22 protein-coding genes are annotated in these 26,111 nt (G+C 68.8%); 2 read left to right on the forward strand and 20 right to left on the reverse strand.

Annotated elements, in window-relative coordinates; translation table 11 throughout:
• Positions 1-234: 234 nt before the first annotated feature.
• The gene (locus tag I4U41_RS02640; protein WP_425492458.1) at positions 235-1,293 is read left to right on the forward strand and encodes a lipid A deacylase LpxR family protein; all 1,059 of its coding nucleotides are present in this window, start codon (positions 235-237) and stop codon (positions 1,291-1,293) included.
• A gap of 8 nt (positions 1,294-1,301) precedes the next feature.
• Here I4U41_RS02640 and I4U41_RS02645 read toward each other — a convergent pair whose 3' ends face one another.
• The 20 genes from I4U41_RS02645 to I4U41_RS02740 all read right to left on the reverse strand — a co-directional run bounded on the left by I4U41_RS02645 (position 1,302) and on the right by I4U41_RS02740 (position 24,961).
• On the reverse strand, positions 1,302-2,198 hold the full coding sequence (locus tag I4U41_RS02645) for a DUF6999 family protein (RefSeq protein ID WP_206859518.1): 897 nt from the start codon (positions 2,196-2,198) through the stop codon (positions 1,302-1,304).
• Positions 2,195-4,087: an iron-containing redox enzyme family protein gene (locus I4U41_RS02650; RefSeq protein WP_206859527.1), complete on the reverse strand. Its 1,893-nt coding sequence runs from the start codon at positions 4,085-4,087 to the stop codon at positions 2,195-2,197. Before I4U41_RS02650 ends, I4U41_RS02645 begins: the two co-directional genes overlap by 4 nt.
• The gene (locus I4U41_RS02655; RefSeq protein WP_206859529.1) at positions 4,087-4,989 is read right to left on the reverse strand and encodes a fatty acid desaturase; all 903 of its coding nucleotides are present in this window, start codon (positions 4,987-4,989) and stop codon (positions 4,087-4,089) included. The genes I4U41_RS02650 and I4U41_RS02655 overlap by 1 nt, the downstream gene beginning before the upstream one ends.
• Positions 4,986-5,741, reverse strand: coding sequence for a sterol desaturase family protein (locus I4U41_RS02660; protein ID WP_206859531.1), 756 nt, complete (start codon positions 5,739-5,741; stop codon positions 4,986-4,988). The genes I4U41_RS02655 and I4U41_RS02660 overlap by 4 nt, the downstream gene beginning before the upstream one ends.
• 98 nt (positions 5,742-5,839) lie before the next feature.
• Positions 5,840-6,157, reverse strand: a complete 318-nt coding sequence (gene sugE / locus I4U41_RS02665) for a quaternary ammonium compound efflux SMR transporter SugE (RefSeq protein ID WP_206859533.1) — start codon at positions 6,155-6,157, stop codon at positions 5,840-5,842.
• Positions 6,158-6,277: 120 nt separating this feature from the next.
• The gene (locus I4U41_RS02670) at positions 6,278-9,292 is read right to left on the reverse strand and encodes a ligand-binding sensor domain-containing diguanylate cyclase (RefSeq protein WP_206859534.1); all 3,015 of its coding nucleotides are present in this window, start codon (positions 9,290-9,292) and stop codon (positions 6,278-6,280) included.
• A 53-nt stretch (positions 9,293-9,345) separates the two neighbouring features.
• A complete protein-coding gene (rlmB, locus tag I4U41_RS02675) occupies positions 9,346-10,092 on the reverse strand; it encodes a 23S rRNA (guanosine(2251)-2'-O)-methyltransferase RlmB (protein ID WP_206859536.1) in 747 nt (248 codons plus the stop codon).
• Positions 10,093-10,416: 324 nt separating this feature from the next.
• Positions 10,417-12,876: a ribonuclease R gene (gene rnr, locus I4U41_RS02680; RefSeq protein ID WP_425492459.1), complete on the reverse strand. Its 2,460-nt coding sequence runs from the start codon at positions 12,874-12,876 to the stop codon at positions 10,417-10,419.
• Between the two features lie 137 nt (positions 12,877-13,013).
• Complete coding sequence (locus I4U41_RS02685; protein WP_206859546.1) at positions 13,014-13,781, reverse strand: TIGR04290 family methyltransferase; 768 nt, start codon at positions 13,779-13,781, stop codon at positions 13,014-13,016.
• A gap of 2 nt (positions 13,782-13,783) precedes the next feature.
• Positions 13,784-14,062 carry a hypothetical protein gene (locus I4U41_RS02690; RefSeq protein WP_206859547.1) on the reverse strand — a complete coding sequence of 93 codons (279 nt, stop codon included), beginning with the start codon at positions 14,060-14,062 and terminating at the stop codon, positions 13,784-13,786.
• Entirely contained in the window at positions 14,059-15,219 is a 1,161-nt protein-coding gene (locus I4U41_RS02695) for a CgeB family protein (RefSeq protein ID WP_206859548.1), read from the reverse strand. The genes I4U41_RS02690 and I4U41_RS02695 overlap by 4 nt, the downstream gene beginning before the upstream one ends.
• On the reverse strand, positions 15,216-16,310 hold the full coding sequence (locus tag I4U41_RS02700; protein ID WP_206859549.1) for a CgeB family protein: 1,095 nt from the start codon (positions 16,308-16,310) through the stop codon (positions 15,216-15,218). Before I4U41_RS02700 ends, I4U41_RS02695 begins: the two co-directional genes overlap by 4 nt.
• Positions 16,303-17,439, reverse strand: coding sequence for a CgeB family protein (locus I4U41_RS18545; RefSeq protein WP_206859550.1), 1,137 nt, complete (start codon positions 17,437-17,439; stop codon positions 16,303-16,305). The genes I4U41_RS02700 and I4U41_RS18545 overlap by 8 nt, the downstream gene beginning before the upstream one ends.
• Positions 17,436-18,575, reverse strand: coding sequence for a glycosyltransferase family 4 protein (locus I4U41_RS02710; protein ID WP_206859551.1), 1,140 nt, complete (start codon positions 18,573-18,575; stop codon positions 17,436-17,438). Before I4U41_RS02710 ends, I4U41_RS18545 begins: the two co-directional genes overlap by 4 nt.
• On the reverse strand, positions 18,565-19,578 hold the full coding sequence (locus tag I4U41_RS02715) for a Gfo/Idh/MocA family protein (protein ID WP_206859552.1): 1,014 nt from the start codon (positions 19,576-19,578) through the stop codon (positions 18,565-18,567). Before I4U41_RS02715 ends, I4U41_RS02710 begins: the two co-directional genes overlap by 11 nt.
• Positions 19,575-20,534, reverse strand: a complete 960-nt coding sequence (locus I4U41_RS02720; RefSeq protein WP_206859554.1) for an MDR/zinc-dependent alcohol dehydrogenase-like family protein — start codon at positions 20,532-20,534, stop codon at positions 19,575-19,577. The genes I4U41_RS02715 and I4U41_RS02720 overlap by 4 nt, the downstream gene beginning before the upstream one ends.
• On the reverse strand, positions 20,531-21,634 hold the full coding sequence (locus I4U41_RS02725) for an SDR family NAD(P)-dependent oxidoreductase (protein ID WP_206859556.1): 1,104 nt from the start codon (positions 21,632-21,634) through the stop codon (positions 20,531-20,533). Before I4U41_RS02725 ends, I4U41_RS02720 begins: the two co-directional genes overlap by 4 nt.
• Positions 21,631-22,788 carry an NAD-dependent epimerase/dehydratase family protein gene (locus I4U41_RS02730; RefSeq protein ID WP_320415135.1) on the reverse strand — a complete coding sequence of 386 codons (1,158 nt, stop codon included), beginning with the start codon at positions 22,786-22,788 and terminating at the stop codon, positions 21,631-21,633. The genes I4U41_RS02725 and I4U41_RS02730 overlap by 4 nt, the downstream gene beginning before the upstream one ends.
• Positions 22,775-23,812: a UDP-glucuronic acid decarboxylase family protein gene (locus I4U41_RS02735; RefSeq protein WP_206859560.1), complete on the reverse strand. Its 1,038-nt coding sequence runs from the start codon at positions 23,810-23,812 to the stop codon at positions 22,775-22,777. Before I4U41_RS02735 ends, I4U41_RS02730 begins: the two co-directional genes overlap by 14 nt.
• 549 nt (positions 23,813-24,361) lie before the next feature.
• Positions 24,362-24,961: a histidine phosphatase family protein gene (locus I4U41_RS02740; RefSeq protein ID WP_206859561.1), complete on the reverse strand. Its 600-nt coding sequence runs from the start codon at positions 24,959-24,961 to the stop codon at positions 24,362-24,364.
• A 55-nt stretch (positions 24,962-25,016) separates the two neighbouring features.
• Here I4U41_RS02740 and I4U41_RS02745 point away from each other — a divergent pair, with 55 nt between their 5' ends.
• On the forward strand, positions 25,017-26,087 hold the full coding sequence (locus tag I4U41_RS02745; RefSeq protein WP_206859562.1) for a polysaccharide pyruvyl transferase family protein: 1,071 nt from the start codon (positions 25,017-25,019) through the stop codon (positions 26,085-26,087).
• Positions 26,088-26,111: the final 24 nt, after the last annotated feature.

The following is a 26,111-nucleotide window of genomic DNA, read 5'->3' on the forward strand; positions in this document are numbered from 1 at the left end:
CCCGGCGGGGCGTTCCGCTTGCGTGCTCGCGCACCGAGAATGCTCCGCCGATGCCCACATGGCACCGGATGCGAGAGAGCGCCGTGATGGCTTAAAACCGTTTTAAAGAACCGCTGCTGGAATGCTCCGTCGCAGGCGGCGCATCGCGGCGACGCGAACCTCGATGCGATCCTTTCGCACCCCACCGTCGGCCCCGCGCGTGTCCACGACCGCGCCGGCCGTCGCCCAGACTGGATGTCCCCCATGAACCGTTCCGGATGGCTGTTTCCGGCCGTCTTGCTGTACGCCATCGCCGGCGCCGCGCAGGCCGACGGCCGCGCCGACTGCACCCACGGCCCCACGCGCCTGCCGCCGATCGTCAATCTGCGCGTCGACAACGACCTGCTCGGCGGCCAGGACCAGGGCTACAGCAACGGCGTGCAGCTCACGCTGGTGTCGCCGAACCTGCGCGACTACACCGACGATCCCTGCATCCCGCGCCTGGCGCGCTGGGTGAACCGCCATCTCGAAGCGCTGCAGCCGGCGACGTTCGAGCAGCAGAACATGATCGCCACCTTCGCGCAGGGCATCTACACGCCCACCGATTTCAGCCGTAGCGACCTGATCGAGGACGACCGCCCCTACGCCGCCGCGCTGCTCGTCGGCCTTGGCTACAACGCGCGCGAAGGCGACCGCCTGCGCACGACGCAGCTGCAGTTCGGCGTGGTCGGGCCTGCCGCGTTCGGCAAGGAAGCGCAGGACGCCGTGCACCAGATCACCGGCAGCGAGAAGTTCCGCGGCTGGGACAACCAGCTGGAGAACGAGCCGGTCTTCCGCATCGTCCACGAGCGCATGCGGCGGTTCTCGTCGAACGACGGCATGCCGGGCTGGGGCTGGGACACCATCGCGCACTACGGCGGCAGCTTCGGCAACCTGGCGACGTACGCCAACGCCGGCGCCGAATTCCGTTTCGGCCGCAACCTGCCCGACGACTTCGGCAGCACCCCGCTGCGCCCCGCCGGCGAGAACACCGCCCCCACGCGCGAACCGCAGAGCCAGTACACGCCGAGTGCGCACCTGTTCCTGACCATGGATGCGCGCTGGGTGCTGTGGGACATCACCCTGGACGGCAACACCTTCCGCGACAGCCACAGCGTCGACAAGCGCCACGCCGTGGCCAACGTCGGCTACGGCGTGGCGGTGATGTTCAACCGCTGGAAGTTCGCGCTGGCGCGCTACCACGGCACGCGCGAGTTCGACGGGCAGAAGGAAACGCCGGTGTTCGGCAGCTTCACGATCAGCCGGGCGTTCTGAGACCCGCGTCAGGCCACGGTGGCCGTCCTCGCCCGGGCTTCCGATTGCCGGCGCAGGTCGAGCAGGAACGCGTGCAGCATCTCCGTCGACAGCCCGTGCAGCGTCAGGCGGAAGCCGGCGCGCAGCGTCGACATCGGCACCAGCGGGTGGCGGTTGTTGAGCAGGATCAGGTGCGCGTGCGCGTCCAGGATCGTCGCGGCGTACAGGCCGATCGTCTCGTCCAGCTGCAGCGAATGCGTGGCGCGCCAGAAGTCGCTGTCGGTGAGCAGCAGTTGGTAGATCGGCGTGAACAGCTCGATCGAACTCTGCAGGTCGAGGAAATTGCGGCGCCGCCGCGGCATGTCCTCCAGCCGCAGCGACGGCTGTTCGATCATCGACAGGTCCGCGTGCTCGACGCGTTGCAGCCGCTGCCCCGATTCGCGCAGCGCCTGGTTGAGGCGGATCACGAAATTGAACAGGTTCAGGTCGTGGATGAGGAACATTTCCTCGCGCACGTCCTCGATCCTGGCCGGCTTCAGCGGATTCGTCGGCACCTCGACCGGCGCATTGGCGGCGATGAACTGCAACACCTGCGACCCCAGGTGGAAGTGGCGCAGGATCAGCCAGTTCGCTTCGGGACGGATGAAGTTCTCCATGCCCCATGCCAGCAGGCGGTGCAGCGCGCGCGAGAAGGCGAGCCTGCGCGGCAGCACGACCTTGAGCACCTGGAACAGCACGATCAGCGTGCGCGCGAACGGCCGCATGAACGGCAGGATGAACTGGCGCGATCGCGAACTCGAATCGGCGAGCCACGCGCGCTTGACGTCCTCGTCCAGCGGCGTGCTCAGGTCCAGGTACATCGCCAGCCACGGGCTGGGATCGCCCGCGTCATGGCCTTTCGACAGGAAATGGGGATCGCGCTTCATGGCTTCACCACGTGGTCGAACTGCATCAGGTAGAGCTCCGCCGTCCGCCGCGCCGTGTCGACGATGGACCGCGCGCCGGTGCCGTCTCGATCGTGCTGCAGGACGATCTCCACCGCGCGCAGCCAGCGCAGCAGGTGATGCTCGTCGTTGGCGCCGTGGTACTCCAGGAAGCGGAACGCATCGGCCGGCAGGTCGAGGCTCGCCTTCATCAACGGGAGTAGCGCCGGAATGATGCGCTGCCCGGTGCCCTCGATGATGTAGATCGCACCGAGCAGGCCCAGTGGATTGGGCGTGGCGGCCAGCGCATGCAGGTAGGCGTTGAGCGCCTCGCCGCCGGGATTGCGGCGAAGGAGATCGATGTCCTCCACGGTGCCGCCGGAGCGGCGATAGTCCTCGAACAGGATGAGGAAATCGCCCTGCTCGTCGCCCGCATGGGTTTCGATCAGCGCGGCCAGCGCCTCGTAGGGCGCGCGCACCGAGGCCGCACCTTCGCGCATCCAGCGACTGCCTTCGCGCACCTGCGGGATCCAGTGCTGCATCCATTGCAGGTAATCGTCGCGGTCGAAGCGGCGATCGCGCAGCTTGCGGATGACCGGCGTCCGCCACGCGCGCGAACGGTAGTCGTGCCAGATCGATGCGAGTTCGCCCAGCAGGTGCTGCAATCCGGGCGCGGCGTCGGCCGGATCGTGCGGCGGCGCGATCGCCTCTTCGTCCGGTTGCGGCGCGGCAACGCCGGCCGGAACGGGCGCGGCTCGAACCGGCGCATCGGCCGCCTCGACCTCGATCAGCGCGAACGACACGGTGAACCGGCCCGATTCGGGGACGAAGCACAGGATGCGTTCGCCCGGCTTCGGCGCGTGCGTGCGCAGGAACTCGTCGAGCATGATGAAGATCGACGCCGCGCCGGTGTTGCCGCGCACGGTGAGGTTGCTGTACCAGCGCTCGCGCGGGATCGCCAGGCCGGCCTTGTGCATCAGCTCGTCGACCACCGGCGCGAAACGTTCCGAGGAGTAGTGGCAGAGGAAATGGTCGATCCGCGGCACGTCGATCCAGCCGGCGTGCGCCAGCTCCGCGTACTCGTGGACGCCGATGTCGAACAGGTGCGGCAGCAGGCGGATGTCCTGCCGCAGGAACAACGCGCCGCTCTCCTCGGCCTCGCGCCAGGAGGCGAAGTCCAGGTGCGAGCGATCGCGGTCGGGCGTCAGTCCCAGCTGCATGCAGACCGGGTAATCGCCGGAGAACGAACGCTGGTGGATGAAGCGCAGCCGCAGGCGCACGCCGGTGCTTTCGCCGGGCGTACTGGTGAGCAACAGTGCGCCGGCGCCGTCGGACAGCATCCAGCGCAGGAAATGCGCGTCGAAGTCGGCATCGTAGTCGCGGGCGGCATAGCGCGAGCGCTTGAACAGGCGCGACGGCATTTCCGCCGCGGCGACCAGCGCATTGCGATGCGAGCCCAGCTCCAGCGCGGCTGCGGCGCTCTCCCACGCGCCCACGCCCGATGCGCAGATGCCGTGGCTTGAGAAGGTCTGCATCGGCGGTGCGCCGAGTTCGCCCTGCACCATCGACGCGAAGCCCGGCATCAGCGCATCGCCGCCCGACGTGCCGCAGGCCAGCAGGCCGACGTCGTCCAGCCGCAGGCCGCCATCGTGCAGGCAAGCGCGGATCGCAGCCGCGGCCATGCCTGCGCAGGAGTGCACGGTGCGTCCTTCGGTATCGACCGCGTAGTGGCGCGAGCGGATGCCGTTCTCGGACAGGATGCGCCGCTTGATGCGGCCGGAAATCCGGTTCAATGGCGCGATGTAGGCGTCCATTGCCTCGTTGTCGATGGCCGGGCCCGGCAGGAATCGGCCGCTGCCCTGTATCCAAACGCGCTCGAACTGGGTAGGCATCAAGTCTCCGGAAGGATGGCGCCCGCCGGCGAACGCATCGACTGCGTGCGGAAGCGGGCAATGCAGGCGCCGAGCACGAACACGCGCCCGACGTAGAGGAAGAAGCCGCGCTCGACCAGGCGCTCGTCCACGCGCGGGCGATAATGCGCGTGCAGTGCCGGCAGCTCCGACCAGTGCGCGCGGGCATGTTCGTGGTGCGCGGTATGCAGGCCGATGTTGAACAGCAGCGGGTTGATGGCGCCTTCGAAGTTGCGCGCGTAACCGTAGCGGGCGCGATCGTCCGCATGCGCGTGCTGCAGGTAATTCGCGCCCAGCAGCCAGTGCAGTCCGACCAGCTGCGGCACGATCACCAGCACCAGCGCCTTGCCCGCATCGATCCACAGCAGCAACGCCCACGACGACAGCCACAGCACGTACTGCAGCACGTACCAGCGGAACACGCGCGGTGCGCGCTTGTGGATGCCTTCGAGCCAGCGCGACACCAGCGGATAGACCGCGAACGCGGCCTGGAACGGATGCAGCATCCAGCCGGCCAGGTGGTTGTGGTCGCCGAACCGCCACGTTCGGCTCACGTCGCCCGGGCCGTGCCTGTGGCGATGATGGTTGCGGTTGTGCGCGGGATGGAAGACGAACGTCGGATGCCCCTGCAGCAGCGTGATCGCCAGGTCCGTGGCGCGATTCGCCAGGCGGCTTCGCCACAACGGCAGGTGCGCGTGGTTGTGGTGGATCACGCTGATGGCGACCGCGAGGAACAGGCTCGCCGCGAGCAGCCATGCGTCGAAGCCATGGAGCCACTGCCATCCCATGAGCATGGGCTGCATCGAGAGATAGGCCAGACTCTGGATGTCGCGCCAGTGGCGCAATGCGCCGAGGGAGGCGGGTCGACGTGTGGGCGGCGTCATGCGCGATCCCCGTCGCGGTCCTGCGGGCGCTCCGCCGCGGATGGAATCGCCGATCCGAACACGCGATCGAACACCCCCAGCAGGAACCCGAAATTCCCCCGGCTTTGCGCATGGTGCAGTTGGTGGCGACGACTCGCGCCGAGCCAGCCGCGCGCCGGCTCGTTCGCGCTGAACTCGTAGTTCGCGTGCCCCAGGTTGTTGAGCACGATGCTGATCACCGGAAGCGTGGCCAGCGCGGCGAAACTGAAGTCGTGCAGCAGCATCGGGATGAGCGGCACGCTCCCCAGCATCAGTGCTTCCACCGGGTGGAACGCGTAGGTGGAAAACGGCGTGGCGACGGTGGAACGGTGGTGCGCGGCATGGAAACGCCGCAACCGTCGCGTGTGCAGCAGGCGATGGTTGACGTAGAAGTGCAGCTCGTTCCAGAGGAAGAGCGCGACGATCTCGATGGCGATGCGCCAACCCGGAGGATCCACCGCAAGCCCCGCCCAGCCCAGCCGCAGCAGTCCCCACGGCACGACCAGCCCGAGCCCGAACACCAGGATCGAACGCGACGAAGCGGCGACTTCGCGGCGCAGCTGGCCCGGCGCGAGGCGGCGCGTATCGATCGTGCGTCCGAATCCCAGCGCGGGGCACAGCCGGCGCACGAGCCACCATGTCGTTGCACCGGTCACGAAATACAGCGCCGCGAAATACGCGACGCCCACGGCCATGACCTGCCACGCATCCAGCGCGACGAACCAGTGTTCCATTGCTCCCCCGGGCACGGCGATGGCGAACGGTAGCATCGCCGGGGGCGGGTCGTCCTACGAAAGATTCGGGAGGTCGCCGGCCCGGCGACGCGCCCCGATCAGGGGCTGGCCAGCTTCAACCCCACCAGTCCTGCCACGATCAGGCCCACGCTCACCAGGCGCAGCGGGTTGGTCGGCTCGTTGAACAGCACGATCCCCAGGATCACCGTGCCGACCGCACCGACGCCGACCCAGATCGCATACGCCGTGCCCACCGGCAGCGATTTCATCGCGATGCCGAGCAGTCCCAGGCTGATCGCCATCGCCGCCACGGTGCCGACCGTGGGCCACGGCTTAGTGAAGCCGTCGGTGTACTTGAGGCCGATCGCCCAGCCCACTTCGAACAGGCCGGCGAGAACGAGGATGATCCAGGACATGACAGTCTCCAATCGGATGGGGCCGTCCCCGGGCGGATGGAGCGGCGGGGTCGTCCCCGCTTCCTGAAGAAACCGGATTGTTTCACACGATGCGAGGCGCCGGCTTAACGCCGCGTGCCCTTACAGGCGCGCTTCCGGCGGGTTCGCATCCACGCAGATGATGTTGCGGCCCTGGTTCTTCGCGCGGTACATCGCCGCGTCGGCGCGTTCGAGCAGCCGCGCGGGCGTGTCGTCGAACCGGCATGCGGCGACGCCGACGCTGAAGGTCACGCGCAATCCGGCAACGCCCGCCCACGTCGCGTGCCGTTCGAAGGTTTCCTGCAGGCGCTCCAGGATCGTGATCGCTTCGTCCAGCGTGGTGTCGGGCAGCAGCAGCGCGAACTCCTCGCCGCCCAGGCGCGCGAGCAGATCGGCGGCGCGGCTGCCGCCGGCGAGCCGGATCGCCGCCTCGCGCAGCACCGCATCACCCACCGCGTGCGAGTGCGTGTCGTTGATGCGCTTGAAATGGTCCAGGTCGATGAGCGCCAGGCACAGCGGATGCCCCGCGCGTTGCGCCACGGCCATGTCGCGCGTGAGCACCTCGTCGAAGCGACGACGATTCGGCAGGCCGGTGAGCGCGTCCTCGCGCGCCTGGCGTTCGTACGCCACGGCCTGGCGGCGCACGCGTTCGAGCAGCTGCGCACGTTCGCGATCCACGGCGAGCAGGCGTTCGGCCTGCGCCTGCAGGTCGCGCGTGCGCTCGTTGACCAGCCGGGCCAGTCGCAGGTTCTTGGTGCGATAGCGATGCAGCAGGTAGCGGTACAGCGCGAACAGGCCCGCGAGCAGCAGCAGCGCGGCGACCACGCGCGCGTCGGTGCGCTGCCACCACAGCGGCTTGATCGTGAACGCCCAGCTCGCCACATCCTGCGTCCACGCGCCGCCCGGATGCGCCGCGGCGACCTGCAGCACGTAATCGCCGGGCGGCAGGCCCATGTATTCGACGGTGCGCTGGCGACCGCGTTCGACCCAGTCCGCGTCGAGCCCGATGAGCCGCGTGCGATAGCGGATGCGATCGGACATCACGTAGCTCAGCCCGACGTACGACACGCCGATGCGCTTGCCGCCGGGCAGCGCGGCGCGTGCGTTGAACGGCACGACGCGGCCGTCGAGTTCGACGCGTTCGATCACCGTCGGCGGCGCGCGGCGGTCGAGGTAGCGCTGCAATCTCGCCGGATCCACCGCCGCGACACCGGCCGCGGTGGCGATCCACACGCTGCCGTCGCGGCGCAGGATCGCCGACGGCGAGGAGCTGCCGTTGCCCTGCGCGCTGGGCAGGCCGTCGGCCTCGGTGTAGTGCTCGACCGGCACCGGCGTGCTCTGGCCGTCGGCCGCGGCGTCGAGCGCGTCCATGCGGATGCGCAGCACGCCGCGATTGCTGGTCACCCACGCATTGCCGAGGCGATCGGGAACCAGCTGGAACACCGCATCCACGGGCAGGCCCTGCTCCAGGCCGACGCGCGTGAGCTTGCCCGCGCGATGGCGATACAGGCCGCGATCGGTGGAAATCCACACGTCGCGACCGACGCCCTGGAAACCGAACACCGAACGCGCGCCGCCCATCGCGTCGACGTCGATGCGTTCGACGCGATCGCCGCGCAACACGTGCGCACCTTCGACCGAGCCGATCCACAGCGCGCCGTCGATGCTCGCCAGCGCGGTGATCAGGCCCTGCGGCAGGCCGGGGATCGACGGCACGCGCGCGCCCTCCCCGCCCAGCACGACGAGGCCGCGGCGCGTGCCGGCCCAGACGGTGCCGGCGTCGTCGACGGCGATCGCGCGCACGTGCCCGCTCGGCACGCCTTCGTCCTGCGCGTAGCGTTGCCGCAGGCGGCCCTCATGCAGGCGGAACACGCCGTCGGCATACGTGCCGACCCACACGTCGCCGTCCGGCCCCTGCGCGATGCTCAACACCGACAGCGCATCGGGGCTGCGGCCACGCACCTCGATGTGTTCGATACCTCCGTCGTTGCCGAGCCGGTCGAGCCCGCCACCGCCGCCGATCCACAGGTTCCCGTCGCGGTCCTCGAGGACCGCGCGGACGTACTCGCCGGACAGCCCGTCGCGCCGGGTGATCGCACTGAAGAGGGTTTCGCGCAGGCGGAACAGGCCGCCGTTCGCGCCGACCCAGATGCTGCCCTCGGCGTCCTCGAGCAGGCTGGCGATGCGCCCGTTCGGCAGGATTTCGCCGGCCGGCAGGCGTTCGACGCCGTGCGATCCGATGCGCAGCAGGCCGTGGTTCTCGGTGCCCAGCCACAGGTCGCCGTTGCGGTCGCGCAGCATCGCGGTGAAGTGGCCCATGCCCGGCAGACGGCGCACCAGCGTCGCTTCGCCGCCCTGCACGCGATGGATGCCCTCGCCCGCCACCACCCATCGCGAACCGCCGGTGCCGCGATACGGCCAGGCCAGCCCGCGCGGCAGGTTCCAGCGCGGCGGCGGGCGTTCCCAGCGGCCGTCGGGCTGGCGGATCACCAGCCCGTCCATGGTGCCGACCCAGATGCGGTCCTCGGGGTCGATGACCATGCGCGGGTAGCTCGCCGGCAACGGGATGCCCGCCGGCGGCGGGAAGTAGGCGAAGCGCTCGTCGGGATCGAGCCGCCCCATGCCATGGTTCTCGAACAGCAGCCACAGGCGCCCGTGGCTGTCCATCGCCATGTCGTGGATCAGCGCCTGCGGCCAGTCCTTCGTGCGTTCCAGGAAACGCCATTGGCCATCGGGCTGCTGGCGCCCGAGATTGCCGCGCGAATCGCTCAGCCACAGCCGGCCCTCCGGATCGACGTAGAGCGAACCCACGCCGTTGTCGCGCAGCGCGGGCGTGGTGCCGCGGTTGATCACGGTGAAGTCGATGCCGTTGTAGCGGACCGCGCCTTCCCAGGTGGCGAACCACAGGTGGCCTTCGGGCGTCTGCGCGATGTCGCGCAGCGAGTTGTGCGGCAGGCCGTTGCGCGTGGTCCAGGCGTCGACGACGTAATCGCGCAGCGGTGGCGGTCCCACGACGGGATGGGCGTTCGCGATGCCGCACGCCGCCACCCACGACGCGCACACGACGAGCCATCGCCGCCAACCGCGGCGTTCTCCCCGTGTCTGCGTAGCCCCCATCGCGATCCCGGTTCCGTCGTCCCGCAGGCGTTATCGGCCCTTTGCCCCCACGCTCAACCCCGCTGGCGTACCGCTTCGAACAGCGTCACGCCGGCGGCCACCGACACGTTGAGGCTTTCGACGCTGTCGCCGCCCGGCATCGGGATGCGCACCAGCTGGTCGCAGTTCTCGCGCGTGAGCCGGCGCAGGCCATCGGCCTCGCCGCCGAGCACGAGGCCGACGTTGCCCTTGAGGTCCAGCGCGTACAGCGAGCCTTCCGCCTCGCCGGCCAGGCCGTACAGCCACACGCCCATCTTCTGCAGATCGCGCATCGTGCGCGCCAGATTGGTCACCGGAATGACGGCGACGCTGTCGGCCGCGCCCGCGGAGGTCTTGCGCACCGTGGCATTCACCTGCACCGACTTGTCCTTCGGGATGATCACCGCCGTCGCACCCGCCGCCGCCGCGCTGCGCAGGCACGCGCCGAGGTTGTGCGGGTCCTGCACGCCGTCGAGGATCAGCAGCAACGCACGGCCTTCCGCGCTTTCGACGAGCGCTTCGAGTTCGTTCTCGTTCCACGTCTTCGCCGCGGCATAGCGCGCGACCACGCCCTGGTGGCGCAGGTTGCCGACCACGCCGTCCAGCGCCTGCGTGGCGACGCGGCGCACGTCGATGTCGAGCCGGCGCGCGTTGCTCTCGATCTCGGTGATGCGCGGGTTCTTCGCGCCGGCCTCGATCAGCACCTCGCGCACGTGTTCGGCGTCGTGTTCGAGCGCCGCCGACACAGCGTTGATGCCGGCGATCCATTGTTTCTGGCTCATGGGAATTCCGGGATTGCGGGGCGCCGGGCGGGCGCCAGAAGGTCCGTATCGTCGGGCCGGCCGGGGGCGGCGGTCCAGTGTTTTGTGCGGGAGGTCGCGGATTGGGGGCCTGGGTGGCGCACCAACCCGGTATTCCTGAACGGATCGGCCCGATCAGGCAAGGCGTGCCGAGGCGCGCCGCTTACCGCATTTGTAGCCCGGGCAAGCGAAGCGCACCCGGGAAAGCGCACGTCCACAGCAAGCGCCATCGCACGGCACTTCACCCCTCCCCAACCCTCCCCTGCATTCGCAAGGGAGGGAGCAATTCCGTGGGCTAACCGCGCCTCAATACTTCTGCTTCACCCGGCGCGCCGGCTGCCCGCGCGGCGGCAGCGATTTCGCGCCGCGCTCTTCCACCAGCTTGAAGTCGATCTTCCGGTCTTCGACGCTCGCCTTCATCACCACGATGCGCACGCGGTCGCCCAGGCGGAACTCGCGTCCCGACCGCTCGCCCGACAGCGTCTTGCGGATCGGATCGAACTGGTAGTAGTCGTGCGGCAGCTGGGTGACGTGGACCATGCCGGTCACCTTCGACTCCACCAGTTCGACGAACAGGCCGAAGCTGGTCACGCCGCTGATCACGCCATCGAACTCGCCGCCGACGTGCTGTTCCATCCACGCGGCGCGGTAACGCTCGTCGACCTCGCGCTCGGCCTCGTCGGCACGACGCTCGCGCTCGGAACACTGCAAGGTGAGCGCGGCCATTTCGCTGGGCGAATAGCGGTACTTCTCCGGCCTGCCACCGGTGAGCGCGTATTTGATCGCGCGATGCACCAGCAGATCGGGATAACGACGGATCGGCGAGGTGAAGTGCGTGTACGCCTCCAGCGCCAGGCCGAAATGGCCGACGTTCTCCGGCGAATACACCGCCAGCGACTGGCTGCGCAGCAGCACCGATTCGATCAGCGCGGCATCGGGACGCTCGCGGATCTTCTTCAGCAGCGCGGTGAAATCGCGCGGTTCGACGCGGCCCCATGCCGGCATGCGCAGCTTGAACTCCTTGAGGAACTCCAGCAGGTCGGCGTACTTCTGCTCCGGCGGGCGCTCGTGGATGCGGAACGGCGACGGCACGTGCCTGGCCATCAGGTACTTCGCCGCCTCCACGTTCGCGGCGATCATGCATTCCTCGATCAGCTTGTGCGCGTCGTTGCGCTGGAGCATGCCGGCCTGCACGACCTCGCCCTTCGGGCCGAGCACGAAACGCACTTCGCTGGATTCGAATTCGATCGCGCCGCGACGCTCGCGCGCCTTGGCGAGGATCTGGTACAGCTGGTGCAGCCGCTCCACGTTCGGCATCAGCGAGCCGATGCGTTCGATCGCATCGCGCTTGTCTTCCTCGCGCACGTCCTCGCCCACCGCGTTCCACACCTGCGTGTAGGTGAGGCGCGCGTGCGAGTTCATCACCGCTTCGTAGAACTTCGACTTCGTGACCTCGCCTTCGCGATCGATCTGCATGTCGCAGACGAAGCACAGGCGGTCGACCTTCGGATTCAGCGAGCAGATGCCGTTGGACAGCGTCTCCGGCAGCATCGGCACGACGAAGCCTGGGAAATACACCGACGTGGCGCGCTTCTGCGCCTCATCGTCCAGCGGCGTTCCGGGGCGCACGTAATGCGAGACGTCGGCGATGGCGACGACCAGGCGGAAGCCGTTGCGGTTGGATTCGCAATACACCGCGTCGTCGAAGTCCTTCGCGTCCTCGCCGTCGATGGTCACCAGCGGCAGTTCGCGCAGGTCCACGCGCTGCGCGGCGATCTCCTCCGGCACGGTGAGCGGCACGTCGCTGGCTTCGTCGAGCACCGCCTGCGGGAATTCGTGCGGGATCTCATGCCCGTGGATCGCGGCCTGCACCGCCAGCGATGCGGTGAGGCGATCGCCGAGCACCGCGAGCACGCGGCCGATCGGCGTGCGCTGCGGGCCGTGTTCGTCGGGCGCCTCGATCAGCTCGACCACGACCAGCTGGCCGTTCTGCGCGCCCAGGCGCTCGTCCGGCGGCACCTGCACGTTGCGCTGGATGCGGCGGTCGTCGGGCACCACGTAGCTGATGCCGGCTTCCAGGCAGAAGCGGCCGATCAGGCGATTGAGACGTCGTTCGAGCACGCGCAGGACCGCGCCCTCGCGGCGGCCGCGACGATCCACGCCGGTGACGCGCGCGAGCACGCGATCGCCGTGCATCGCCTTGCGCATTTCCATCGGCGGCAGGAACAGGTCGTCGCCGCCGCCGGATTCGGGACGGAGGAAACCGAAGCCGTCGGGATTGGCGATCACCACGCCGGGAATCAGGTCGAGCTGCTGTGCCGGCAGAAACTCGCCCATGCGGTTACGCAGCAGCTGGCCGTCGCGCACCATCGCGCCCAGGCGCTTGCCCAGCGCGTCGAAGCGGCTTTCCTCGGTGAGGTCCAGGCGCTGCGCCAGATCGTCGGCGGACAGCGGACCATCGGCCTGCACGAGCAGCTGCAGGATCATCTCGCGGCTGGCGATGGGCTGCTCGTAACGGGCGGCTTCGCGCGCGGCGTAGGGATCGTGGAAGGCCGGGGCGGCACCGCCGCGCGCGCGGCGCACGGGGGGCGGCGATTCGGGCATCCACGCGGGAAGCTTGCGACCGCCGCCTGCGGACTTGGCGGATTTCGCGGGTTTTCCGCTGTGCGAAGGGGCCTTGCGGGAGGCGTTCTTGCCGGACTTGGCAGCGGACTTGGCGCCAGGCCTGGCGCCGGACTTGGACGAGCCGGAGGCTTTACGTTTCATGCCACGCATGGTCGCACATCCGCATGAATACGGCGTCTTGGCGGCGCGACGGGCGCGGGAGCCGGCGACGAAGGGTGCGATGCCTTCGACGCGGATCAGAGCGGATCAGGGGCACGCATGAAAGCGATGTGCATACATCACCGCCGCGCCAGGATCGCCTCCAGTTCACGCCGGACGAACGCATCCGGCTCGCCGCTGGCCCGGCAGATCCACGTCTCGTGCGTGAGCTGGCGTTCGATCGAGAAGCCCGAACTGCGCAGCATCGCCAGCACGCAGGCGTCGTTGGGCGCCCACCAGTTGGTCGGATCGCCGGCGAGGCGATGCTCGATGAAGGCCATGCGCGGCCAGCCGCGCGCACGCAGGCGGTCGCGATCGTCCAGGCCCACGTCGGGCGGCGTCACGACGTGCTCCGTCTCCGGCATCGTCATCGTCTGCAACACCATCCGGTCGCGCGCCTTGCGCCGCACCAGGTCCAGCGCGAGCAGCGGATGGCGCAGGTGGTACAGCACGCCCATCAGCCACACCCAGTCGAACCGGCCCGGCAGATCGGCCACCTCGTAGACCTGCATGCGCCGGAACTCGATGCGGTCGTGCAGGCCGTACTGCGCCGCCGCCCAGCGGGCCTGGTCGAGGTAGTGCGGGTCGATGTCGATCGCCGTCACGCGCGCGCCCCGCCGGGCCAGTTCGAAACTGTAGAACCCCGCGTTGCAGCCGATGTCGAGCACGGTCGCGCCTTCGAGATCATCGGGAATGTGCGGCGCGATCTGCCGCCACTTGAACGCCGGGAAATCGCCGTACTCGTGCTGCGGCGCGGTTTGCACGCCGCCGGGGAGATGCAGGTTGTGGAACCACGGACCGAGCTCGCGGATCGTCGCCTCGACGCCGCCCGTCGCGCGCGCATCCATGTTCACTCCCGCTGCACGAACTTGAAGAACCGGCTCACCTCGCCGTCGGCGGTCTGGTCCTGGTAGAGGAACGCGAGCTTCTCCTCGTCGAACTTCTCGAAGAAGTCCTCCCACTCGATCGCCTCCAGGTCCTCGTCGTCGCGGAACATGATGCGGAGCAATCCCGCTTCCTCGCCGCGATCGGCGGTACCGCGCACGGTCGCGGGGCGGCCATCGCGTTCTTCGGTCCAGCGGCGGATCTCGTCGTGGTTGGTGGTCCGATGGGACGAATGCGTGCTCATGCGATGTCCTCCTTCCTTCCGGCATGTGCGTGCACGACGCGCGCGTCGTTGGACACGCGCGTCGATGCGGCGTGGGCGCGCCGTGAGGCGGCCCGTTCGAAATACGAGTGCAATGCCTGCGCGCGATGCGCCGGCGTGTGTTCGGCGAGGAAGCGCTCGCGCGCGGCGCGGCCGATGCGTCGCCGCATCGGCTCGGGAACGCGTTGCAGCCAATGCACGACCTGCGCGCCCGAATGCGCGACCAGGATTTCCCTTTCCGGCTCGAACAGCGCGTCGAGCCCGGTCCAGTGATCGGACACGATCGGCGTTCCGCAGGCGGCGGCTTCGAACAGCCGCACGCTCGGCGAGAACCCCATCGCCACCATGTCCGCGCGCGTGACGTTCAGCGTGAAGCGTTGGCGGTTGTAGAACGCGCGATGCGCCGAAGGCGGCAGGTGTTCGATGCGTTCGACGTTTCCCGGCCACTCGATCGCGTCCGGATACTGCGGCCCGGCGACGACGAACCGGCCGTCCGGCCATTCGCGCGCGGGCCGCATCAGCAGGCGTTCGAGCACGGGCTGGCGGTCGTCGCTGTAGGTGCCCATGTAACCGAGGTCATGGTCGGCTTCGCGTTCTTCCGGGAAATAGCGCTTCGGATCGGCCGAGCAGTACAGCGGCGCGGCGATGGGCGCACCGTAGCGCTGTTCCAGCGTTTCCAGCGCGGGGCCGCCGCTGAACGAGAGATAGAGGTCGTAGCCGCGAATCGTGTCCGCATCGACGTATCCACACCGCTCCTGCGCGAGCGCCGCCAGCGTCACCGGCGTGTCGATGTCGTAAAAGGCCACGATGCCGCGCGCGGTGCGCTGCGCCCATCGTCCGACCTCGATGCCCTGCGGCACGTACGAGCCGACGATCACCAGATCGGCGTGCGCGACCTCGTCCGCGTGCCGGTCCTGCAACTCGTCGAGCCCCGAATACAGCGCGAGCCGTCCCGGCCACTCGCCCGCCGCGTCCTGGTTCTGCGCGTACCACGGCACGTCGCGCTCGAGGAATCGCACGCGATCGCCGCGCGCTTCCAGCGCGCCGAGCAGCGCGCGATACGTGGTCGCGTGTCCGTTTCCCCACGCCGAACGCAGGCTCAGGCCGATCACCACGATGTCGAGCGGCGCGCGCATCATGCCGCCGCGCGCAGGCGCGCCTCCAGCAACGACTCCAGCTGCACCACGCGATGCGCGTAGGTGTGTTCGCGCAACATCCGCGCACGCGCGCGTTCGCCGATCTGGCGCGCGAGCACGGGGCCGATCGCGCGAAGGTGCTGGTTCACCTGCTCGGCGCTGTCGGCGATCAGCACCTCGCGGCCGGGTTCGAGGAACATGTCGATGCCGTCCCACGCGTCCGTCATCAGGCATGCGCCCGCGCCGGCCGCCTCGAACACCCGCGTCGGCGGCGAGAAACCGAAGCGCGCCATGCTGTCGCGATTGATGTTGAGGACCATGCGCGCGCTCGAATTGAACGCGTTGTGCTCGCGCGTGGACACGTGGCCGAGCCGGGTGACGTTGCTCGGCAGTTCGACGTCGTCCCAGCCGCTGCCGCCGAGCAGGTAATCGAACTCCGGCGCCTGCCGCGCGGCATCGAAGAAAAAGCGTTGCACGCGCGCCTCGCGGTCCGGCAGCCGGTTGCCGAGGAAGGCGAGGTCCACGGCGAAGCGGTGGTCGCGCTCGACCGGATGGTGCGTGTCGGGATCCAGCGCGTTGTAGATCGGCACGCATTCGCGCGCGCCCAGGCTGCGATACGCATCGACCACGCGATCGCCGCCGCCGTAGGTGAGCACCAGATCGTACCTGGGCACCTGCGCCCGCAGCGGATCGGCGGGATCGCCGAGCATGCGCTCCAGCGTCGCCGGCGCATCGACGTCCCAGAACGCCACCCACGTCGATGGGGAACGCAACGCCAGCACTTCGCGTTCGAGGAACTCGTCGAACACACCCACGCCGCTCGCCTTCACGACGAGATCGGCGCCGCGCGCGCGTTCGAGCGCGCGTGCCGCGTCGTCCTCGCCATTGGCCGGATAGACCACGACCTGCGCCCACCCGGGATCGTCGATATCGCGATGCTGCTGCCGCTCGAACGCGTCCGGCTCGAAGAACGTCACGCGGTGCCCGCGCTGGTGCAACGCTCGCACGATGCCGCGGTAGTACGTGGCCGCGCCGTTCCAGTACGAGGACACGAGGCTGGAACCGAAGAAGGCGATGCGAAGGGGGCTAGGCATGGGAGAGGCTCCGGACGTTGGGCGTGGCGCGGTCCATCGCGGCGGAATCCATCGAGGACGCGATCGAAAGCAGCTCGTCGACGCGATGCGCGCAGGTGTGGCGCGCGAGCACGGTGGCGACGCCGTGCGCGGCAATTCCGGATGCGTAGTCGGCATCGTTCACGATCGCGCGCAGCTGCTCGCGCATCTGCGCGCCGTCGCGCGCGACGAGGAAATCGCGGCCCGGCGAGAACAGATGCTCCGCGTCGTCCCACGGCGCGCTCACCAGCGTGATTCCGCAGGCCAGCGCCTCGAACACGCGGATCGTCGGAATACCGGGCAGCAGGCGCACGTAAGGCCGGCGCGGCACGTGGACGGTCGCCCTGAAGCGCGCGAACACCTCCGGCGCGCGCCAGTTCGGCAGCCATCCGCGGTAGTCGATGCCGGCTTCCTTCAGCATCGCCAGCGCATCGGCCGGATAGCGCACGCCGTGCAGCCGCGCACGCAGGCCGAGGTCGCGCACGGGCTCGACCAGGAATTCGCGCAATTCGGCGGCACGTTCGCCGTCGCCCCAGTTGCCGATCCACACCAGATCGCCGTCGTGGTCCTCCGGTCGTGGCAGCGGATGGAAGACGCGCGTGTCGGCGGCTTCGTGCCAGACCCAGGCGCGCGCGCACCAGCCGTGTTCGAGATAACGCTGGCGTACCGCCTCGCCGAACGCGAGGACGCCGTCGTAACCGCGCAGGTCGTAACGCGCCATGTCATCGGGCGCGCTGACGCTGCGATGGTGCGTGTCGTGGAACAGCACGCGGCACGACGCCGGCGCGTGTTCGCCGACCGACGCCACCAGCGCGGGCTCGTTCCATTCGTGCACGATCGCGACGTCGGCACCGTCCAGCGCCTCGTCGAAGTCGAAGCCCTCGCGCCGGTAGCGATGGCTGCGCAGGTCCGGGTAGCGCGCCTGCCATTCCTCGATCGCGGATGCGCCATGATCGGCGACGAGCTGGCGGACGCTCCACGCGTCGTGCGGCTCGTACACCGCCACCTCATGGCCGCGCGATTGCAGTTCCGCGACGATGCCGCGCAGGAAATGCGCGTTGCCGTGGTTCCAGTCGGACACCAGCGAGTGATAGAACAGGACGAACTTCACGGATGGACTCCTGCGTTGGCGGCCTCGGGCATGACGAGACGCGTGTCGGTGCGATGTCGTGCGATCAGCTCGATGTACGCGGCGCGATAGCGCATCGTCATCGCTTCCGGCGTGTAGCGCGCGGCGTGCAGGCGTGCACGCGTGGCGAAGTCCTGCCGCAGCGCGTCGTCGCGGATCAGCTTGATTAACGACGTTTCGAGAAGACCGGCCTCGTCGGGCGGCACGAACAGCGCGGCATCGCCCCACACTTCGCGCAGACTCGGGATGTCGCCGAGCACCAGCGCGCAGCCGGCCTGCGCGGCTTCGAGGACGGAAAGACCGAACGGTTCGTACCGCGCGGGCAATGCATAGATGGATGCGTGCGCCATCTGCTTCCGCACTTCGTCGCTGTCGAGCTTGCCAAGCGCATGCACGCCGTCGAACGCCGCGTCGCTCCCGTCGCCGGGATGCCGTGCATCGCCGGCGATATGCACCGGCCATGGCAATCCCGACGCAACAGCGGCAAGCGAGCTGAGGTTCTTCGCCTCATCCCACAGCCGGCCCGCCGCGAACACGAACGGCTCCTTCGCGGTTTCGCCGGCGATCGCGCCGCGACCGTTATGGACGACCAGCGTCGACGCCAACGCACCATGCTCGCGCATCAGCGCCGTCAGCATCGCGCGCGAAGGCGTGACGACGCGATCCGCCGCGTGCAGCGTCGCGGCCACGGTGCGGCGGTAGCGGTTCCATCCCGATGGCGCCGCTTCGCCGTGCACGGCCCGCCACCACGAACACACGCACGAATGCGCGGTGAGCACAACCGGCGCCGTCCAGCGAAGCTGGGCATGCGACAGGTCGTTCAGGTGCACCACGTCGGGGCGAAACCCGCGCGCCAGCGCATGCAGCCACTCACCCGCTTCGCGCAGGTCGCGCCATGGGTCCGGCATCCACACCAACCTGTACGGCCGCGCGTCCAGCGTGAGTCCGGGGATCGCCTCCGCCTGCGCACGCTGCGCCTGGTCGGGCTCGCGTCCCATCGCCGCGAGCAGCACGCGGTCGCCGCATGCGGACAGTTGAGCGCACAACTCCATCGCGAACGGCCACACGCCGCCGAGCGTGTCGGCCGTCATCAGCACGCGCAGGCGTTCAGCGGCCATAGATCGCATCCACCGTTCGCGCCACGTCGAGCAGCGCCTGCGCCTGCGGATCGAAGCCGGTGCCTTCGCGCAGGCGCCGCGCCCATTCCACCAGTGCGCGTCCGCCCCATGCGTCCGGCGGCGACGCGATGCGCGTGGCGCGCGTTCCATCGAACACGTCCACGGTGAAATCGTAGAACGAGCCGTCCACGTTACGGATCGCCGCGCCGCCGCGCGTTCCGTGGAATGCGGCCTCGATCACCGCGTCGCGGCCGGCGTGGAGCCGCCACGAACACGCGATGCGCACGCCAGTGCCGTTGCCGAGTCGCCATTGCGCGCACGCGTGATCCTCGATCTCGGTCACAGGGCGCGACAGCACGTGCCCCCCCGCATGCAGCGTCGCGTTCAGGTCCGCATGCCCCGTCGCACCGCACATCCACTGCGCCAGATCGACCAGATGGATGCCCAGGTCCATCACGCAACCGCCGCCGGATTGGGCGAGATCGTAGAACCACGGTTTGTCCGGCCCGTAGGCGTTATGGAAGACCAGGTCGATCGCGAAGATTTCGCCGAACGCGCCGCTGCCGATGCGTTCGCGCAGTTCAGCGACGCCGTTCAGATGGCGGTAGCTGAAATCGACGTCGAGCAGGCGGTCCGCGCGACGCGCGGCGTCGATCACCTGTCGCGCCTCGAGCGCGGTGCGCGTGAGCGGCTTCTGGCAGAACACCGCCAGGCCGCGATCGAGTGCCGCCACGGCCTGCACCGCGTGCGCCGCGCTGGGCGTCGCGATGACCACGCCGTCCAGTTCGTCCATCGCGAGCAGCTCGGCGATGTCGCCACAGCGGCGCGCCTGTGGCGCATGCACCACGGCACGATCGAGGCACTCCGGATTGCTGTCGGCGATCGCGCTTACCTGCGCGATTCCGCTGTCGGCCAGCACCTGCATGCGCTGTCCGCCGATCCAGCCCAGGCCAAGGAAGCCCAGCCGCGGCGCGTCGGTCGAAGGTCGCAGTCGCGCGTTCATGCGAGCACCATCGCCTTGAGGAAACCATCCGGACGGGTGGAGAGCGTGTGGAACGCATCGCCGATGCGGTCGAGCGGAAACCGGTGCGTGAGCAGCGGGAACGGATCGATCGCGCCGCGCTCCACCGCGTCCATCGCCTCGCGCAATCCACGCAACGCCACGACGGGATCGCGTTCGTGCGCGTTGATCACGTCGAGTCCGCGCCAGTTCCACTGCTGCATGTCGACCTGGCGGGGGCCGTCCTGGTGATAGCCGGCGATGATCAGCCGCCCACCTTCGGCGCTGATGCCGCTGGCGATGTCGAGCGTCGCCTGCTCGCCCGCCGCTTCGATCACGCGCGCGCAGCCGCCAACGCTGAGTTCCTTCACCGCACCGATCCCGGCATGCACGTCTTCCGTGGACAGCACCTCGTCGGCACCGCACGCGCGTGCGACATCGAGTGCGAAAGGACGTCGCGACAGCGCGATCACGCGCGCGCCGGCGCGGTGCGCCAGCTGGATCATCAAGGCGCCAATGAAGCCGACGCCGACGATGGCGACGACATGTCCCACACGGATGTCGCTGCGCCGCCAGATGTTCATCGCACAGGCCAGCGGCTCGCCCGGCAGCGGGCGCGTTGCCGCGTTCGAAGGCAGGCGCGCGAGCGAATCGACGCCGGCCACGTCGTACTCCGCATATGCCCTGCCCGACAGCAGGGCGACGCGGTCGCCGACGTGCCAGCCATCGACGCCATCGCCGACCTCGTCGATCTCGCCCCAGCCTTCATGCCCCGGCGCACCGGGTTCGAACGGATAGCGGAACCACGGCCGTCCGGCCCACACCGGCAGGTTCGACGCGCACACGCCGCAGCCCTGCAATCGCACGCGCACTTCGCCGCTCGATGGCTGCGGTCGCGACGTGCGCTCCACGTGGATGCGTCCGTCGCCGTCGAACACCGCCGAGCGCATCGTGTTCATGCGGCGTGCGTCCGTGTGTTTGCCGTCGTCGCAGGGGCGCGGGTGGGAACGCCCGATTCGATCATCCAATCATGCAGCCGCGCGATGCCTTCGCGCGCGTCGACCACCGGCGCCCAGCCGGTGGCGAGCCGGAACGCGTGCGTGTCGGACACGTAGTAACGCTGGTCGCCGACGCGCCAGGGGCCGTATTCCGTGCGCGGCGCGCGGCCGACCAGCGCGGCGATGACCGCGAGTACCTCGCGCAGGCTCAACGCATTGGCCGGTCCACCGCCCATGTTGAACGCGCGGCCGGCGAGCTCGTGCATCTGCGCCTGGCAGCGCACGAACGCGTCCACCAGATCCTGCACGAACAGGATGTCGCGCACCTGCCGGCCGTCGCCATAGATCGTGATCGCCTCGCGGCGCAGCGCGCGGCGCAGGAAGTGCGCGACCCAGCCCTGGTCCTCGTTGCCGCACTGGTGCGGACCGTAGATGCAGCTCATGCGGAACAGCGCCGCGGGAAGACCGAAACTGCGCGCGTAATCGAGCACGTACTGGTCCGCCCCGCCCTTCGAACAGCCGTAGGGGCTGTGGAAATCCAGCGACCGGGACTCGCCCACGCCGCGCTCACGAAGCGTCGCATCGCGCGGCTGGTAGCGTTCGCCCGCGATGTCCAGCGCGATGTCGTCCAGCGCGCCGTACACCTTGTTGGTGGAGGTGAACACGAGCGTCGGCGGCGCATCGAGCCCGCGCATCGCCTCGAGCACGTTGAGCGTGCCGCCGAGGTTGGTCTCGAAGTCGTCGCGCGGATCGAGCAGGCTCGACGTCACCGCGACCTGCGCGGCGAAATGGAAGATCTGCGATGCATCCGACACGGCTGCCCGCACGCGTGCGGTGTCGCGCACGTCGGCGACGTCGATGCGCGCCCGCTCGCCGAAGCGCTGGTGCAGCCAGCGCGCGTTCGCCTCCACGCCGGGACGCGACAGGTTGTCGTAGAGCACGACACGATGGCCTTCTTCCAGCAACCGCGTCGCCAGGTTGGTGCCGATGAAACCGGCGCCACCGGTGATCAGCACCGGACCCTCGCGCCGCGGATGCCGCACGTTCGCACGCGCGCTCATCGCTGCAATCCCCGCCGGGAGAGCTCCGCCGTGGCGGCGTCGACGCGATCGATCGCCTGCTGCCCCTGCATCCAATCGACCAGTTCCGCCAATCCCCGCTCCAGCGTCATGCGCGGCGCGTAGCCGAGCAGCTCGCGCGCCAGCGTGATGTCGGCGAAGCAGTGGCGGATGTCGCCGACGCGGTATTGCCCGGTGATTTCCGGCTCAATACCCTCGACGTCCAGCGCCCGCGCCATCGCGTGCGCGACCTCTGCGATGGACAGGGACACGCCGCTGCCGACGTTGATCGCACGGCCCGTGGCGGCGTCGGATTCCAGCGCCAGCCGGCACGCGCGCGCGACGTCGCTCACGTGCACGAAATCGCGACGCTGCCGGCCATCCTCGAAGATGCGCGGCGGTTTGCCGTTCATGTAGCGCGCGGCGAAGATCGCGAGCACGCCGGTGTACGGATTCGACAACGCCTGCCGCGTGCCGTAGATGTTGAAGAAACGCAGCGCCGTGGTCGGGATGCCATAGGCCTGTCCGACCATCAGGCACAAGCGCTCCTGGTCGAGCTTGGACAACGCATACACCGATGTCGGCATCGGCGGCGTGCCTTCGTGCGTGGGCACGGGCGTGAGCGGCTCGCCGTCGAGATGCAGCTCCCAGCTGCCGCCGTGGCGCAGGGCGTGCGGATCGCGTTCGGGTGGCGCGACGGCGCGGCCTGACGCGTCCGTGTACAGGCCTTCGCCGTACACGCTCATGCTCGACGCGACGACGAGCCGCTTCACCGGTGCGCGCGAGAGTGCTTCGAGCAATACCGCCGTGCCGCGGTTGTTCACATCGGTGTAGTGCTCGATCTCGTACATGCTCTGCCCGACGCCGACCGCCGCCGCGAGGTGGAACACGCGGTCGACGCCGTCGAGCGCCTCACGCACCGCATGCGCGTCGCGCACGTCGCCCTGCATGCGTTCGACTTCGCCGGACAGGTACTGCGGCCACTGCGCGGACTCGCCGTGCACCTGCGCCGCGAGTGCATCGAGTACGCGCACCTGGTAGCCTTGCGCCAGCAGTTCGTCGGCCAGGTGCGAGCCCACGAAACCCGCGCCGCCGGTGATGAGCACGCGTCCGCGCGCGGCGGAACCGCCGTTGCCACGGGTCTCATGCGCAGTCACGATCCACCTCCATCGCGCGCGCGTTGCGCGAGGCCTCCTGCGCTGCGAACCAGGCGATGGTGCGGCGCAGGCCCTCATCGAGTGGAATGCGCGGTTCCCAGCCCAGTTGCGTGCGCGCGAGCGAGATGTCGGGGCAACGCCGTGTCGGATCGTCCGTGGGCATCGGCTTGCGCACCAGCCGTGAATGCGAGCCGGTGAGCGCGAGGATGCGCTCGGCCAGTTCCAGCACCGTGACTTCGACCGGATTTCCCAGATTCACCGGACCGGTGAAGCCCGGCGGCGTTTCCATCAACCGCATGATGCCCTGCACGAGGTCGTCGACGTAGCAGAACGAACGCGTCTGCCGGCCTTCGCCATAGATCGTCATCGGCTCGCCACGCAGCGCCTGCACGATCAGGTTCGACACCACGCGTCCGTCATCCTCGCGCATGAACGGGCCGTAGGTGTTGAAGATGCGCGCGACCTTGATCTGCACGCCATGCTCGCGGCGGTAATCGAAGAACAGCGTTTCGGCGCAACGCTTTCCTTCGTCGTAGCACGCGCGCGGGCCGGTGGTGCTCACCGCGCCGCGATAGGCTTCCTTCTGCGGATGCGTCTCCGGCTCGCCGTAGACCTCGCTGGTGGACGCCTGGAAGATGCGCGCGCGATTGCGGTGCGCGAGTTGCAGCAGGTTGAGCGCGCCCTCCAGGCAGGTCTTCAACGTGTGCACCGGCTGCGCCTGGTAATGGATGGGCGAGGCGCAGCATGCGAGGTTGAACACGATGTCCGCGATCGGATCGAAGGAAGCACCGTCGAACGACTCGGTCACGTCATGGCGCACGAAGCGCAGGCGGTGACCGTTCGCGGTGTCGTCCATCAGCCCGCTCAGGTTGGTCAAACGCCCCGTCACGAGGCTGTCGAGCGCGACCACCTCGTACCCCTCTTCGACGAGGCGCCTGCACAGGTGCGCCCCGAGGAACCCCGCGCCGCCAGCGACCAGTGCGCGGCGACGCCCCTTGTGTTTCGACCGTTCAACGCCGTCCATATCCGTTCCCTATGTGCTTCGGGAATGCGCGCGCGTGGTTCGCATGCGTCGTCCCGGTGATCTGGGGGAGCCGAACGGAACCGCCGCAGGATCGACCTGCGTACGTCGTTCGGGCTGGTTGATCCGCCGGCGCGGACGGGACTCACACGTCCTGACGCCGGCGGGTAACGGGCGGCTGTAGCGTTCTTGTCGTCGCCGGGCGCCCGCCCGGCTGAAGCTCAACACCAGCCTCGTCCATACGAGGCGACGGTTCTTCGTCCGATTCGATGCGTTGTTGTTGCTTCTTCAACGGATCGACGCCAACCAGGAACCGTCTTGCGACACAAACCATCTTGGGGTTGGAGAAAAAGGGATTCGATGCCGTGTGATCTCGCCGGTCCACCTCCATGACCTGAGTGGATGGACGACCGTACGTTGTCACGTCATCGGTTCCGCTTCGTGACTCCACGCTTCGTAACGCAGGGGTCGCCCCTTCAGGTTGGAAGCGAGTGTCCCATGCCTGGTTTTAAACCGGCGAGAAGAAACAGATGGGCTCGACCGACGCGGCTTTCACACTCTGGCGTCCGCTTCGTTGATCCGAAGGATGCGGACATTGTCTTCGTCGAGTTCGATCTCGCTGAGGGAGCCGGTCGAGATCTCGATGCGCTGGAACAGGTCGAGCGCGATGCCCGCGTAATGCGCGATCGCCGCGCGGATGAGGTCGCCGTGACTCACCACGACGACACGTTCGTGGGGGTGTCGCGCGCGCACCAGCGAGAGTCCCGCGATCATGCGCGCCTGTGCCTGCAGCATGCTTTCTCCACCCGGCACGTCGGCGCAGCTGCGGAACGCGTTGAAGCGGCGAAAGCGCACGTCGCGCGCGAGTTCATCGAAGTCGAGCCCGCTCCAACGGCCGAACTCGATTTCCAGAAACTCTTCACGAGGCTCGACATCGCAACGCACTACCGTCGCAATCGCTTCGGCGGTTTCCATCGCCCTGCGCAGCGGGCTGCTGTACACCCTGGCGACCGGGAGGCGCGCCAGGCGCGCGGCCAGCCACTGCGCCTGCTTCCGCCCTTCCGGGTCGAGTCCGATGCCGGCATCGCGCCCGGACAGGCGCTTGCCGTTGGCTTCGGTGTTGGCGTGCCGGACGAGCAGCAGGCGGGTCATGGCGGCATGAGCGGACGCGACCGTTGAAGCTTCGACACTTCGCATGGACGGGCCCGTGAAGATCGGCGTACTCACCTTTCATCGCTGCATCAATTACGGCAGCTACTGGCAGGCGCGATGCCTGGTGGAAGGCCTGGGCGCGCTCGGACACCGCGCCGAACTGCTGGATCATGCGAGCGCACGAGTCGATCGCGCTGAATGGCGATGCGCGCTGCGTCCGGTACCCGGGCAGACGGGCGATCGCGCGGCATATCGGCGGAAGATGCTGCGGTTCTTCCAGGCGTTCGCGACGCTGCCGCTGTCGCCGCGCTTTCCGCTCGACGCGCCGCGGTTCATGGACGAGTACGAAGCGATCGTCGTCGGCAGCGACGAAGTGTGGAACCTCTCGCACCCATGGTACGGCGGCGTTCCGCTGTTCTATGGGCAGGGACTGCGGACGCAGCGGGCGCTCGCGTATGCGGCGAGTTTCGGCCATCACGACACATCCAGCGGGCTCGATCCGGCATGGGCGCGACGCCTGCGCGGTTTCGAGGCGATTGCCGTGCGCGACGAAGCGTCGCGCGCGCTCGTGGCCGCCGCGATCGGCGCGGATGTCGACGTCGTGCTAGATCCCTGCCTGGCATTCCCGCCGGGATTCGATGCTTACGAAAGCCGTACGGAAGAGCACGCTTACGTCGCGCTGTACGGCCACGGATTCTCGTCCGGTTTCGCGAACGCGGTTCGCGGTTGGGCGCATCGACGCGGCCTGCCGATCGTCAGCATCGGTTATCGCAACGATTGGGCGGATCGCCAGTGGATCGAGGCGGGCCCCCTCGAGTTCGCTCCGTTCATCGCGAACGCCGACGCCGTCGTCACCAACTTCTTCCACGGCTGCGTGTTCGCGCTGCGCCATCGGCGGCCGTTCGTCTGCGAGGCGTCGTGGTACCGCGGAACCAAACTTCGCTGCCTGATGCAGCAGGTCGGCGGCGAGCGGCATCTTCTTGCCCCCGCCATGACGCCGGATGACATCGCGGGCGTGCTCGACGTGCCGATATCCGCATGCGTCGATGCGCGTATCGAACGGTTGCGGTTGGCGTCCCGGGAGTTCCTGCGCGAGGCGGTGCTGGCGCAGGCGGCCGTGTCGTGAACGCGCCGACGCCCCAGGCCATGG

It is taken from the genome of Lysobacter changpingensis (assembly GCF_017308985.1).
In the GTDB taxonomy this organism is placed as follows: Bacteria; Pseudomonadota; Gammaproteobacteria; order Xanthomonadales; family Xanthomonadaceae; genus Lysobacter_J; species Lysobacter_J changpingensis.